The sequence below is a fragment of the Pseudoalteromonas holothuriae genome (assembly GCF_945859825.1).
Lineage (GTDB): Bacteria > Pseudomonadota > Gammaproteobacteria > Enterobacterales > Alteromonadaceae > Pseudoalteromonas > Pseudoalteromonas holothuriae.
This window is the reverse complement of record NZ_CAMAPC010000010.1, coordinates 71,183-83,346: the sequence shown is the minus strand read 5'-3', so window position 1 is coordinate 83,346 and position 12,164 is coordinate 71,183. Positions and strand designations below refer to the sequence as shown.

Sequence of the window (12,164 nt, the reverse complement as noted above, 5' to 3'; positions counted from 1 at the left end):
TCATGAAAAAGCTATTAGTTACTGCGGCAATATTAACACTTGTTGGCTGCTCAAAAGTCAATATTGAAAACTACAATAAAGTAACTGTCGGGATGGATAAAACGGAAATTGAAGCAATTTTAGGTTCTGCAGATAATTGTGAAGAAAAGACTCTACATACTAACTGTATCTGGGGCAATGAAGACCAGCATATCAAAGTGACATTAGTATCCGAGAAGGTTACCTTATACACACAAAAAGGCTTAAAATAGTATTTAATAAACCTGAAAAGTTAACTTTTTGGGTTTGTTCACTCGCGCTGTAATATATTAAAAATCCACCATTAACTGCCACTAAAATCAATCAATTAAATTATAAATTCGGTAATAGTATTTTTGGGACGACGTGGTTTTGATCTTTTAAAATAAAAGCGATTTAATGTAAAGAAGTCACAGGATACTATATTAATCGCAATATAAAAAATATTGCTTTAAATTTATAAAGCGCTTTTAAAAAGCGCTAATAATACTATTTAAAAAGGCTGAATACATGTATCTTCGCGGTCACCCCAGCCACAAGTAAATGCCCAATCTCTACTCAAACGGCCTCCAGCTCCACCAACTGCTGGCGTTAGTTTGTGAGAAATAGTTTTGTTTTCAGATAACTTTTTAATGCTTTTCTTTTGTAATTTTAGTTTCATTTTTTTTCCTTATCATCTATTAAAAACCTTTATTTCCTAAAGGCAATATCAACCATATTAAATTTAAATTTCAATTTCAAGAGTTTTTTATTAAAATTAAATCTTCATTTAATTTTAATATTCTATAAAGTAAAGCACCGAGTAAGATATATGCACTCCTCCTGAAAATGAGAATGTCAGTACTATCTAATTTTTTAATACTGGCAATTTAGCACCTAGCCAACCGTTCATGTCTCCTTCTAGATGCAGCAAGTTAAACCCTTTTCCTTGTAATGCATCTATAAAAATACCTGCTCTGCGGCCTGAACGGCAATAAACAACAAGTTGGTCGCTTTTTACCTTGTTAAGTAAAACTGTATGCTGTTCAATTGCATTAAAGGGAATATTAATTGCACCTTTTAAGTGCCCTGTCGCAAACTCTTCTGCACTGCGAACATCTATGATCGTATACGGATGCTTTGACATTTGATTGCTCAACAATTGCTGTTGCGTAATCGTCTGTTGAGCACTCACTTTGAATGTGAAAATAAGTAATAAAGCTAATAAATACCTTAATAACATCGTTATCTCCCTACATTTAAATTTCAACTTAATCTTGAGCAACATATTAAATGTAAACGCTTTTTACTCATAGTGCAGTTATGAAATTTACAATTCTTAACAAAAATCCCTGCAGCAGGATAAGTAAAAGCACCATACATGTGTATGATGTCGAGCTTTTGACGACAAGCAGCATTGCAGAAATAACATTAATGGCATCAAATATCCCTAAAATCAGACCTAGATTTATCTACTTCATTGTAATGATACTGAGTTTAAATACCTATGCAGATACGCATGTAAAAAAAACATCAGTAACTCAACAAAGTACCTTTGAGATAATTGTGCAATTAAATGAACCTGCACTCTATGCCAATGATAGGCTGTTAAAGTCATTAAACAATAGTGAAACGCATCAAGCAAAACAACGGATTGTAAATCCTCAAAAGCAGTTCATGGATATTTTAGCTCAAAATTACCCAACGCTAAAAATCCGCTCTAAATATTATAAAGTCTTTAATGGTTTTGCACTTTCAGCTACACATTCACAAATAGACACGCTAAAACGCCTTGCTGTTGTCAAAAAGGTGCACCTTGTTGAAAATAAAACATTACCCCCGATAAACACACAGATAACGAACACCACCGTAACGACCGCAGGTAGAATGCTTCAAAAATATACCGGTAAAGGTATTACTGTGGCCGTCCTTGATTCTGGAATTGACTACACCCACCCTGATTTAGGCGGCTGCTTTGGCAAAAACTGTAAAGTTAAAGGCGGATACAATTTTCTTGATGCAAATACAGACCCAATTGATAGTAACGGCCATGGTACCCATGTAGCAGGCGTTATTGCAGCCAATGGCCAAATGCAAGGTATTGCACCCGATGCGCAGCTACTGGCTTACAAAGTCTGTAATAAAACCTGTCCTGTTAGCGCTATACTGCAAGCGTTAGAGCATGCACTGGACCCAGATGGCAACCCTGCAACCGACGATGCTGCTGATGTGATTAACATGAGCTTAAGTGGCCCAGGTAGTATCGATGACCCAGTCACTATTGCGGTAAACAACATTGTTAAGCAAGGCATCACGGTGGTGGTAGCAGCAGGAAACCTTGGCAAACAAGGTCCACAAACCATTGGCAGTCCAGCAAATGCGCAACTTGCGATTACGGTAGGCTCACATGGGCCATCGACAAATGCAAGCTATGATATTTCTAGTTTTAGCTCACAAGGTCCCGTGGTTTCCTCAGACTTTCAAAAACCCGACCTCGTCGCTCAGGGTGACCTGATAAATTCACTTGCAGTAAAAACGGGTCGCATACGCATGTCTGGTACATCAATGGCGGCACCACATGTTGCAGGCTTAGTTGCTTTATTAAAAGAGCAGTACCCCACAATGCAACCCGCACAACTTAAGTCATTAGTGGTTAATAGTGCACGCTCTATTTACTCTCCATTTACTTTAGAAGGTAATGGCCGATTAGACATATCAAGTGCCCTCAAAAGTAAATTGGTAGCGTCCAAGTCACAGATTATGCTTGGTAAATTAGATAGAAATTTAGAACAATGGCAACAATCACAAACAATTACAATTACCAATATATCAAAACAACCAGTTACTTTAGCGCCAAAGATTGAACATGACAAGGCAAGTGATGATGTGAGTGTGTATGTTGAAGGGTCGTCCTCGGTAACTATTGCACCAGGCAAGGCTCATACATTTAGCATAAAAGCCGAGTTAAACAACTCATTGACATATGCGAATAACTTCTTACATCAATTTTCTTTAGTACTTAGCGATGACTTTCATGTTCCTATTTTAGTACTGGATGCTATTCAATATAGCGTTAATTCAAATGACCAAATTAAAGAAAGTTGGCTTTATGAGCATGATGGTAATGGCTCTTACACCCATAAATACGCATATCAAACTGAGTATCTGTTAAGACCGGGTATCTATACTCTACACGCTTGGTACGACTTAGCAGACAAGCACGCTATTATTGTGAAAACGCTAAAAATTTCACAACAAGATGAATTGCTGCTCTTAGTATCAGATGCGGTACATAAAGTTCAAGTGAATGAATGGCTTGATCATCAAGGTCAAGCCAGAAATTTAGAAGATTTAGAGGGCTTTGGGGTATTTTTTGAGGTTGTGAACTATCAGCAAATGCGCCGCTGGACAAAGTTTTTCAAGCAATCTCTTAATGACGCTTTTGTGAAAAAGCCCGTGTTTGTTTCCAATGTTCCTGAGGAAGATACATTTAGCTACGCCATGATGTTTGGCGATAAGCAAAGCACAAACGATGACTATCATTTATATGCCTGGTCAAATAGCATAAAAGGCTTAAATAAGCCTCAGTTAATATCTCTTAACGGCGAACAAAGCAACACCGTGTTTAACATTTTTGCAAAAGAGCAAAAAGCACACAATTGGTATTTGTATAACCACATCAACTTTACTCACAATACCCAGGTGTTTGATACCAATGTATCTGGCTTTGAAACCTCAGGCCGCGCCTATGACTCTTTAACTATGAATAAAGCCGCGAGCTTTAACAGTGATTTTACCGTAAATATTCATGGTAATAGCGCACAAAGTCAGCATGCCAGTTATTATAAATTTGAAGTACATGAGCAATCATCCGCCAATCGGTATATCGCAACAACCCCATTCCACTTTGCTAACAAGGGTATTGCGCGCCAAGGTGAAAATAACCTTAGTCAAAATATAGATATCAATTGGCAAGGTGTTTTTGCAGACAGCGCTCAAGTTGGCTTCAACACCGACTTAAGGTTTTATGATGAACTCACAGATAACAATGGCATCCTTTTTACACACTATATTAATGACTCAATACTCGTTTGTGACAACATAATTATCGCAAAACGCAACAAGAACCTGTCTTTTATAGACAACCGTATACTTGGTTTTACAACAGCCAAAAATAAAGCGAAAAACTGCGAGACGACTCAATTTATTACCCTTGCTGATAACTATCTAGCTGGCGTAAGTGCCCCTGTCGTAACAACGCAGCATCAGCTCAATTCTCAGGCAAACGGTATCCAGTTTCATATCGAACATATTGACTACCAAGTCCAAGAAGCCAATGAACATAAAGATAGCGTTGAATTAACCTATATTGTTAAGAACATTGCATCATCACTCGGAAACATCGTCGTCACAGCAGAGCTATCTCAAAACGCTTCTTGGCAACCTCTACAAACAGAACAAGTAGTCATCAGCAGCAATGAATTAGATCAAACGATAAAAATGCAGATTAAATTACCGCCTACAGATACCGTATCGCTTTCTAGTTTACGGATAAAGTTTGCAGATAACCTCTTAAGGAAATCAATTTTGCTCAGTGATGCAGTCGTATCCGGTGGTACTTTAAATGAGTTGTTAGTCTTGGATTCTGACCACGACGGAATTAACGATGCACAAGACAGAGACAGTGATAATGATGGTATGAGTAATGGCTATGAATACATCAATGGATTGAACCCTTATGACGCACATGATGCAGAAACAGATAGTAATAATAATGGCGTGAATAATGTTGATGAATTTCGAGCTGGAAGTTGGAGTCTTTTTAGATATAGCACTTTAGACAGTGATGGTGATGGCTTTGTAGATTTAAGAGATGAATTCCCAAACAATGCTTTAGAATGGTACGACTTTGATCACGATGGTGTCGGAGACAATAGCGATACCGATGACGATAACGATGGATATTTAGATACCCACGATGACTTCCCTTTTGATGCCACTGAATGGTTAGATACCGACTCTGATAGCCTTGGTAATAATATCGATGTTGATGATGACAATGATGGTTACCTTGATGTAGACGATGTATTCCCTCTTAATGCAAATGAGTGGCTTGATAATGATTTAGATAGAATTGGCGATAATTCAGATCTTGATGATGACAACGATGGCTATCTTGATGTAGACGATGTATTCCCTCTTAATGCAAATGAGTGGCTTGATAGTGATTTAGATGGAATTGGCGATAATTCAGATCTTGATGATGACAACGATGGCTATCTTGATGTAGACGATGTATTTCCTTTTAACGCAACAGAATGGTTCGATACTGACAAAGATGGATTAGGCAACAATACAGACACAGATGATGATAACGATAGTCATTTAGACCACCTTGATTCGTTCCCATTGGATAGTAATGAATGGCTAGACACTGACTCCGATGGCATTGGTAACAATCAAGACAACGATGATGATAATGATGGATACTTAGATGATAACGATGATTTTCCATTAGACCCTACTCGATGGTCGCAAAAAGTGAACATTAGTAAGGCTAAAATAGATGACGGCAGCATTTCAGAATCGAAAACATCAAGTGGTGGCAGTTTATATTTCTTACAACTTGTACTTGCATACTTGTTTATCTTGAGACGATTTAAAAAAGCTGCATGAGCAGTTACATAATAAATTGAGCTATAGCGTGTAGCCTCGATAACAAAAAGCTTCTAAATCATACAAAAGTTTTGCTGTCGGGTAGCTGTATTTAAGGCCTTGCTTATTCTAGGGGCTTATATGGACATGAAAGTATACCAGTTGCATTAAAAACGACCGGATATTGCGACATGTCGGAAAAAACACAATGCTTGGTGTATATATACAGTCTTACAATAGTCGTTAAATAACGAATTCCGTTTTACCCAAAACCCATCACTATGTGATAATGTGCTTATACTAAAATGCTGTGAATATGGCTTAATCTTTGTCGCTTTTCGCCTGTACACTCATTGATTTTTTATATACACAACTATACACACTAAGCTATAAGAGCCAGTTATTTAGTAATTTATCTATAGCCATAAAAAAAGATAGCAGAGCATTGATTTTTATATGAATAAAACCCAGCAAAATACAAAAAACTATAACAATATTACCACAACTATCTTTTGGCACGATTATGAAACTTGGGGGGCTTCACCACAAAAAGACCGTCCAAGCCAGTTCGCAGGTATTCGTACAGACTTAGACTTAAACATTATTGGCGAGCCGCTGATTGAATACTGTAAACCCGCACCAGACTATTTACCTCACCCTGAAGCGTGTTTGATCACCGGGATCACCCCACAGCATGCACAAAAACATGGGTTAATTGAAGCTGAGTTTTTGGCCAAAATCCATGCAGAGTTTAGTCATCCAGATACCTGTGTAGCGGGCTACAACAGTATTCGCTTTGACGACGAAGTAACCCGTTATAGTTTTTATCGAAACTTTTATGACCCATACGAGCGCGAGTGGAAGAACGGTAACAGCCGCTGGGATATAATCGATTTAGTACGAGCCTGTTATGCGCTTCGCCCAGAAGGTATTGAATGGCCGTTAAAAGAAGATGGCACCCCAAGCTTTAGACTGGAACATTTAACAGTGGCTAATGGTATTGAGCATGGTGCTGCACACGATGCGCTCAGTGATGTAACTGCAACTATTGCACTGGCTAAGTTGATTAAAGAAAAGCAACCTAAATTATTTCAATTCTTTTTCGGCTTGCGGCACAAAAAAGCACTATTAGAGATGGTGGATGTTTATAATATGCAGCCATTAGTCCACACATCGTCACGCATTCCTGCTACTCAAGGTTGTACAACCTGGATTGCGCCTATGAGCTTTCATCCTGTTAATAAAAATGCCGTTGTATGTTTTAATTTAACGCATAACCCACAAGTACTGCTAGATTTATCGGTTGAGCAATTGCGGGAACGATTATATACCAAACACAGTGATTTAGCCGAAGGTGAATTGCCAGCAGGGTTAAAACTGGTACATGTAAACAAGTGCCCTATTTTAGCCCCCGCCAAAACCTTGCTACCTGAAAATGCAGCAAGACTAGGTATAGATAGATCACAATGTTTAGAGCACCTCAAAGTACTTAAAGCACACCCAGAATTACGCGATAAAGTAGCGCAAGTATTTAATGAGCAAGGTAACTTTGCCGAAAACACTAACCCTGACTATCAACTATACAACGGTTTTACCAGTAAAGCCGATAAAGCTAAGTTCGCCATTATTCGCGATGCGCAACCCCAAGCACTTAGCACACTAAATCTAACTTTTGACGATGCTAAGTTTACGACTATGCTATTTCGTTATCGAGCTCGCAATTGGCCGGGAACACTCAATCCTCAAGAGCTAGATAGCTGGCGAAAATATTGTCAAAACAAGCTAATGCATGGTGAGGATAACCCATCAATTAGCGCTGAGGATTTTATGCTAACACTCGAGAACTTAGTACATGAAAATGATGGAAACGAGAAAAATCTAAGTATTTTAAAAGCGCTTTACCATTACGCACAAAGCTTATAGACAACTGTAAACTTAATAAAAAGCGTCTAGACACTCAATGTCGCAGGTTTAAGTGTAATGAAATTCTTAAGCGAGTTAAGAATAACAAACACTTAAACAAGCAACGTTTAGTTATTTTAACAAAGCTGAGTATCTCCTAAGCAATTGACTTTATGCATCAGTTTGGCGTTTTAACTCACGATTTTTTATCATGAATAGCATCAAGCCTCGCCAATAGACTTGATGTATCAAAGCGCCCACCACCAAGTGCTTGCACATCCGCGTAGTATTGATCGACCATAGCCGTCAATGGTAGCGATGCACCATTATTACGTGCTTCATCAAGAGCAATGCCTAAATCTTTACGCATCCACTCCACTGCAAAGCCAAACTCATACTCTCCAGCTAACATGGTCTTGTAACGATTTTCCATTTGCCAAGAACCTGCCGCGCCTTTAGAAATAGTCTCAATCACTTTTTCACCGTCTAAGCCAGCTTGTTTAGCAAAATGAAGCCCTTCAGCTAAGCCTTGTACTACACCCGCAATACAAATTTGATTCACCATTTTACAAGTTTGCCCGCTACCTACTTTACCTAATAATTGAGAAAATTTGCTGTAAGCCGACATAACAGGTTCTACAATATCAAACACGGCTTGCTCGCCACCTACCATGACAGTTAATACGCCATTTTCTGCACCTGCTTGGCCACCTGACACGGGTGCATCTAAAAACGTTACATTTTTTTCACTCGCTTTTTGTGCTACCTCAACTGCCACTTTTGCAGACGTTGTCGTATGGTCGACCAGTATTGCCCCCTCGGCCATGCCCTCTAACACCCCAGAATTACCATATACAACAGAACGTAAATCATCGTCATTACCAACACACATAAACACTATATCGGCGTTGTTCGATGCTAATGCAGGGGTTTTAGCCCACTGTCCTTTATGTTTTTCAGCCCAAGCTTGGGCTTTAGTATCAGTGCGGTTGTATACCGTTACTTGGTGACCTGCATTGGCTAAGTGGCCAGCCATGGGGAAGCCCATCACACCTAATCCAATGAACGCAATTCTCATTGACATAATTCTGTCCTATTTCGTTGTTATGGTATCGATAATGGAGTTTTTATACCTAACTCATACAGGTATAGCAAATGAAAAACACGAATGAATTATGAAATATCTTAACAGTAGATTTAGCGGGCAAGGAGTCTAAGCTTTGGAAACAATACATCGCTACAGTGTCAAACTAATTAATGGCGAAACGCTCGCACTGAAGCAAATGCAGGGGAAAACCTTGCTGATCGTCAATATCGCCAGCAAGTGTAGTTTTGCTGCACAACTGAGTGCTTTAGAAAAACTATATCGACAGTACAGAAACTACGGATTTGAAATTTTGGCCTTCCCATGCAATCAGTTTGGCCGAAATGAACCGCTAGAAGGCGCTATGTTAAATGAATTTTACAAAAGTCATTTTGGCTTAAGCTTTATGGTATGTGATAAAGTACAAGTGAACGGCCCTGATGCACATCCTCTATTTAATTATTTGAAATCAAATACTAGGGGAATTGCCCAGAACCGTGCAATTAAATGGAACTTTACCAAGTTTTTAGTAAACTCACAGGGAGAGCTGGTTTCTCGGTATGCACCAAGGACAAAACCAGATACTTTAAAACCGGTCATTGAGAGCCAAATAAATGATGAAAGTAGCCCTATTCAGTTCGCAAAATTATGAAAAGCCTTTTTTTTCAGAGGCATTAAAAGATCATCCTCAAATAGAGTTGAGCTACTTCAGTGAGTCACTGAACGAGCAAACTACTGCGCTATGCCAAGGTTTTGATGCAGTCTGTGCTTTTGTAAATGATACTTTAAATAAAACTGTACTAACAGAACTAGCTGAGTCAGGTATTCAGACGCTCGCATTACGCTGCGCAGGCTTTAATAATGTTGATATTAAAACAGCTCAAGCACTGGGCATTAAAGTTGTTAGAGTACCAGCTTACAGCCCCGAAGCGGTTGCTGAGCACTGTATTGCATTAATGCTAACACTAAGTCGTAAAACACATAAAGCGTACAATCGAGTTCGAGAAGATAACTTTGATTTAAATGGTTTACTAGGCTTTAACCTGCACAACAAAACAATTGGGGTAATAGGAGCAGGAAAGATAGGTCAAGCGTTAATTGCTATTTTGAATGGTTTTGGAGCCAATATACTCGTTTACGATCCAAATATTGGTGAAGGCTCATACACTTTATCCTCTTTGGATATGCTGCTAGAACAAAGTGATATCATCAGTTTGAACTGCCCGTTAAGTGAAGCAACTCACCATATGATAAATGATAATGCATTTAATAAAATGAAACCCGGTGTTATGCTGATTAACACTAGCCGTGGCGCGCTCATAGATACAAAAGCTTGTATTCGTGCCTTAAAAAACAGTACATTAGGTTATTTAGGGCTCGATGTATATGAACAAGAATCAGAGCTATTCTTTAAAAACCGTAGTGACGAAATTATTCAAGATGACGTATTTTCTCGTCTTGTGAGCTTTCCCAATGTATTAATCACAGGCCACCAAGGTTTTTTTACTCAAGAAGCACTAGAGCAGATTGCTAATGTAACACTGTTTAATTTACAAGAGGCATTGGATAGGCGTTCAGAGCTTACTAACCAAGTTAGGTAATCCATCTGGTGATGCAATTGGTATAAACAATTGCATCACTCGCAAAAGGCTAGCCAAGTAACAATGCCCCAACACCAACAAAAGCCAAAACTCCACCACCTACCATGTTTGCAGTTATAGGTTCATTTTTAATAAGGCCAAGTGTCATAACCATCAAAGGGGCCGTAGCAAAAACGGTTTGAGCAATTGCAGGGTCGGTGTGCTTAACCGATAAAAGCTGCAACCATAAGCCAATGAACGTCCCAAAAAATACCGCTATAAATAACCAAGTCTTCCCTTCGACATTATGCAATCTAATGGACTGTTTAAGATTATGCTCTTTCAAACAAGCAACAATAATAGCGACACAAAAAGTACCACTGAATAGACGAATTAACGCAGCCCATAGACTACTTGTTTGTTCAATGTTCATCGCACCCTTAGACATTACCATACCAGTAGCTTGGCAAAAAGCAGCTAACAAGGCAAATAATACGCCCTTATAATAAATACCGCGTTCAATTTGGGGTAGAATGTGCTTAGGTTTAAGCGCTATCAAAACACCTATTATTGTAAGTAAAATACCAAACCATGCCTGTAAAGATAAATAACTTCCCAATATTACAATATTCAGTATACCAGCAATAACCGGGGCAAATGACTCGACAATTAACGTTCTTGCTGGCCCAATATTTCTTAGGGCAGCAAAGTAAGCGCTGTCTCCAATCGCTATACCAATAATGCCGCTGGCAATTAACCAATACCAACTTTCCTTAAATTCAGGTATTTGCCAATCCTGAGTAATGATAACAGCAATAAGCATCATCAACCCTGCTAGAACCCCCTTACTAACATTAAGTTGCAAGGGCGATAAACTATGACTGAAGCGCTTGTACAGTAATGTTGAACTTGCCCACACTAGAGCAGCAAATAACGCTGCTACTTCACCAATTCCTAGATGCATAAAAGACGCTTTTAATTTTTTGAGCAATTATGCAGTGCTGATTTTTAAATGCAAATAACTGTGGATGAGATAATAAAATTTTCATCATCCGATTCTTACCTGAAAATATACTCAGCAAAAATATTCACTAAAGTTATTTAAATTTTTCAAACTTGACTAAATTTAATAAGATACAAGATCATTGGAAATAATTTTGCTGTCGTTATCAAAAATAGCTTTAATATATATTTTAACATATATAACAAAAGGTTATGCACATCAAAGCTGTTCTCAAACTGTTCAGCTCGGATTGGTTGCTGATTGGCCTCCTCTGACTTATTTTTACCAAGGCAAAGCACATGGCTTAGATATTGAAATTGCAAAAATTATATTCGACTCGATTGATATTTGTGTTAAATATGTTCGCTTACCATCAAGTGCACGTGCCTTAGAGCAAATAGAAAATGGAGATATTGATGTAGCTGTAATGGTTAGCTATACAGAGCAAAGGGCACAATTTGGCTATTTTTCAAAACCATATAGATATGAAAAAATGAGACTTTTCAGTTATTTAGACGCTTACCCAATTAAGAGTTTATCTGAGCTATTAGACAAACAAAAGATAATTGGCCTCAGTATCGGTTCATTTTATGGCAAAGAGATCGCTAAACTAAGCACGCTGCCAAAATACCAAAATCAATTTGTAAAAATTTCAAGTTCAGACCGCAGAGCAGACATGCTCCTGAAAAAACGCGTCGACTTTATTGTAGATGACATTATTTCTGGCCTTTATATTAAAAGAACTAAGGGCTATAAAGACATCAAGCCATGGCCATATATAGTTCATGACAACCAAGTACATTTTATAATTAAAAAGAGTCCTACTAATAAAGATTTGTTAAAACAAGTTAATTGGGCAATTACCCAATTACAACCAACAATTGATGAACTAGTTCAAAGCTATATTCAATATTAGCTTTACGACTGCAAAAAATTTCATGCT

10 protein-coding genes are annotated in these 12,164 nt (G+C 38.2%); 6 read left to right on the top strand and 4 right to left on the bottom strand.

Annotated features, from left to right (window positions below; all coding sequences use genetic code 11):
• Window positions 1-2: 2 nt before the first annotated feature.
• Window positions 3-251 (top strand): outer membrane protein assembly factor BamE, encoded by a 249-nt coding sequence (locus OCI93_RS13285; RefSeq protein WP_261593502.1) that lies wholly within the window; start codon window positions 3-5, stop codon window positions 249-251.
• A gap of 260 nt (window positions 252-511) precedes the next feature.
• On the opposite strand, the gene OCI93_RS13280 is transcribed toward OCI93_RS13285, so the two are convergent.
• Complete coding sequence (locus OCI93_RS13280; RefSeq protein WP_261593501.1) at window positions 512-679, bottom strand: hypothetical protein; 168 nt, start codon at window positions 677-679, stop codon at window positions 512-514.
• Between the two features lie 186 nt (window positions 680-865).
• Window positions 866-1,240 carry a rhodanese-like domain-containing protein gene (locus OCI93_RS13275; RefSeq protein WP_261593500.1) on the bottom strand — a complete coding sequence of 125 codons (375 nt, stop codon included), beginning with the start codon at window positions 1,238-1,240 and terminating at the stop codon, window positions 866-868.
• Between the two features lie 191 nt (window positions 1,241-1,431).
• Between OCI93_RS13275 and OCI93_RS13270 the strand changes: the two genes are divergently transcribed.
• Together OCI93_RS13270 and sbcB are read left to right on the top strand one after the other, a co-directional pair.
• Window positions 1,432-5,673: a S8 family peptidase gene (locus OCI93_RS13270; protein ID WP_261626588.1), complete on the top strand. Its 4,242-nt coding sequence runs from the start codon at window positions 1,432-1,434 to the stop codon at window positions 5,671-5,673.
• A 435-nt stretch (window positions 5,674-6,108) separates the two neighbouring features.
• On the top strand, window positions 6,109-7,575 hold the full coding sequence (gene sbcB, locus OCI93_RS13265; RefSeq protein WP_261626587.1) for an exodeoxyribonuclease I: 1,467 nt from the start codon (window positions 6,109-6,111) through the stop codon (window positions 7,573-7,575).
• A gap of 175 nt (window positions 7,576-7,750) precedes the next feature.
• Here the strand turns inward: sbcB and OCI93_RS13260 are convergent, their stop codons facing one another.
• The gene (locus tag OCI93_RS13260; RefSeq protein ID WP_261593497.1) at window positions 7,751-8,638 is read right to left on the bottom strand and encodes an NAD(P)-dependent oxidoreductase; all 888 of its coding nucleotides are present in this window, start codon (window positions 8,636-8,638) and stop codon (window positions 7,751-7,753) included.
• A 136-nt stretch (window positions 8,639-8,774) separates the two neighbouring features.
• Here OCI93_RS13260 and OCI93_RS13255 point away from each other — a divergent pair, with 136 nt between their 5' ends.
• Both OCI93_RS13255 and OCI93_RS13250 read left to right on the top strand, forming a co-directional pair.
• Window positions 8,775-9,290, top strand: a complete 516-nt coding sequence (locus OCI93_RS13255; protein WP_261593496.1) for a glutathione peroxidase — start codon at window positions 8,775-8,777, stop codon at window positions 9,288-9,290.
• Entirely contained in the window at window positions 9,256-10,239 is a 984-nt protein-coding gene (locus OCI93_RS13250) for a 2-hydroxyacid dehydrogenase (protein WP_261626615.1), read from the top strand. Before OCI93_RS13255 ends, OCI93_RS13250 begins: the two co-directional genes overlap by 35 nt.
• Before the next feature lie 49 nt (window positions 10,240-10,288).
• On the opposite strand, the gene OCI93_RS13245 is transcribed toward OCI93_RS13250, so the two are convergent.
• Window positions 10,289-11,182 (bottom strand): DMT family transporter, encoded by an 894-nt coding sequence (locus tag OCI93_RS13245; RefSeq protein WP_261593495.1) that lies wholly within the window; start codon window positions 11,180-11,182, stop codon window positions 10,289-10,291.
• Window positions 11,183-11,363: 181 nt separating this feature from the next.
• Here OCI93_RS13245 and OCI93_RS13240 point away from each other — a divergent pair, with 181 nt between their 5' ends.
• Window positions 11,364-12,137: a substrate-binding periplasmic protein gene (locus tag OCI93_RS13240; RefSeq protein WP_261593494.1), complete on the top strand. Its 774-nt coding sequence runs from the start codon at window positions 11,364-11,366 to the stop codon at window positions 12,135-12,137.
• Window positions 12,138-12,164 lie beyond the last annotated feature (27 nt).